This window comes from Aureimonas sp. SK2 (assembly GCF_029813115.1).
Classification (GTDB): Bacteria; Pseudomonadota; Alphaproteobacteria; order Rhizobiales; family Rhizobiaceae; genus Aureimonas.
The window spans coordinates 1-321 of sequence record NZ_JAPZDS010000081.1; the positions used below are offsets into that span (position 1 = coordinate 1).

Genomic DNA, 321 nt, shown 5'->3' on the forward strand with positions numbered 1-321 from the left:
TGATCTGCTGCCTGTTTCCTGGACCGTTTTGAGCTGGAAAATTCCAGTTATGAAGGATGGCCAGGAAGAGGAGCTTGGAATGAAGAGGTCGAAGTTTTCCGAGGCGCTAGACAAGCGTTCGTGTTGAAGCAAGCCGAGGACGGCACGAGCGTCGGCGAGGTGTGCCGCAAGGCCGGGATCAGCGAGGCGACGTTCTACGCTTGGCGCAAGAAGTATGCAGGACTGATGCCGTCCGAGATGCGGCGTCTGCGCCAGCTCGAAGAAGAGAACGCCAAGCTGAAGCGGCTTGTCGCGGACCTTAGCCTCGACAAAGCGATGCTG

Annotated in this window: 1 pseudogene; it reads left to right on the plus strand. The window is 57.9% G+C overall.

Features of this window, described 5'->3' with window-relative positions:
• Positions 1–79: 79 nt before the first annotated feature.
• A pseudogene (locus O5O54_RS22300) lies at positions 80–321 on the plus strand (transposase); the annotation flags it as partial.